The 1414-nt window shown below is 29.0% G+C and carries 2 protein-coding genes; both read left to right on the top strand.

The genetic code is table 11. From position 1 onward, the window contains the following. Positions 1 to 37: 37 nt before the first annotated feature. Complete coding sequence (locus HMPREF9131_RS07330) at positions 38 to 280, top strand: hypothetical protein (protein ID WP_009346225.1); 243 nt, start codon at positions 38 to 40, stop codon at positions 278 to 280. Between the two features lie 78 nt (positions 281 to 358). After that, on the top strand, positions 359 to 1414 hold a 1056-nt coding region (locus HMPREF9131_RS07325), incomplete at its 3' end, for an insulinase family protein (protein ID WP_009346227.1).

The raw sequence follows: 1414 nt of genomic DNA, 5'->3' as shown, positions 1-1414 counted from the left end.
CCAATAGTTTTAATTGATGAAATAGAAAATGCAGGAATTGACAGAAAAAAAAGCCGTTGAGCTTTTAATGTCGCAAGATAAAATTGTAATTATCTCTACCCATGACCCTACCCTTGCCCTTATGGCTGATAAAAGAATTGTTATAAAAAATGGTGGTATATATAAAATAATTGAAACATCTGTAAATGAAAGAAAAATTCTTAACAAATTAGAAGGTATAGATGAATATTTAGAAACATTAAGAAACAATTTAAGAAATGGACAAAAGATTAATGGATAAAGACTTGGATTTTTCAAGTCTTTATTAAATTTATTTTATATATATTAACTTTAGGTTATAATAGGGAAAGGAGGTATTATGGAAAATTATAAATTATTGGAAAAAAAATATATAGATGAAGTGGCTTCCGAATGTTTAGTCTATGAACATATAAAAACTGGAGCAAGAGTTTTAACCCTAAAAAATGATGATAATAATAAGGCATTTGCTATAGGCTTTAGAACTCCACCAAAATTTGGAAATGGCGCGGCTCATATTGTAGAACACTGTGTGTTGTCAGGTTCAAGAAAATATAGGACTAAGGAACCTTTCATGGATTTAATAAAATCCTCTATGCAAACTTTCTTAAATGCAATGACCTTTCCCGACAAGACAATTTATCCTGTATCTTCAAGAAACGAAAAAGATTTTCAAAATCTTATGGATGTTTATTTAGATGCTGTTTTTTATCCTAGAATATATGAAGAAGAAAAAATTTTCATGCAAGAAGGATGGCACTATGAAATAGATAAGAATACAGGCGAATTAATATATAATGGTGTAGTTTACAATGAAATGAAAGGAGTTTATTCTCAAGCTGAAAATATTGTAGGAGATGAATTCATTTTTAACCTCCATGAAGGCTCATCTTATGGAGTAGATTCTGGTGGAAATCCAAAGTTAATTCCCACTTTATCGTATGAAGAATTTTTAGATTTTCATAAAAGATACTATCATCCTTCAAATTCTTACATTTATCTATATGGAAATATGGATATGGAAGAAAAACTTCAATATATACATGAAGAATATTTAAATAATTTTAGAAAAGAAGAGATAGACTCAGAAATAATCTTAAACGAACCCCTAGAAAAACAAAAGTATGTTGATATAACTTATTCAGCATCTAAAGAGGAGTTAGCAGATAATAAAGACTTTTTGCTATACGGTTGGTGCTTAGGACTTGCCTTAAATAAAAAAGATTTCTTTATGAGAAATTTTCTTTCAGAACTTCTGATTGATGCCGAAGGAGCACCCTTAAAAAGAGCATTATTAGATGCAAATTTAGGACAAGATGTTTATGCTGAAACATCTAGTTCAAAAACTTTAGATCTTGGAGTGGTTCTTAAAAATACTGATGGCAAGAAAATTAAT

This window comes from Peptoniphilus sp. oral taxon 836 str. F0141 (assembly GCF_000179335.1).
Taxonomy (GTDB): Bacteria; Bacillota; Clostridia; order Tissierellales; family Peptoniphilaceae; genus Peptoniphilus_A; species Peptoniphilus_A lacrimalis.
The sequence above is the reverse complement of the archived record's forward strand: the minus strand, read 5'-3'. Positions and strand labels throughout refer to the sequence as shown.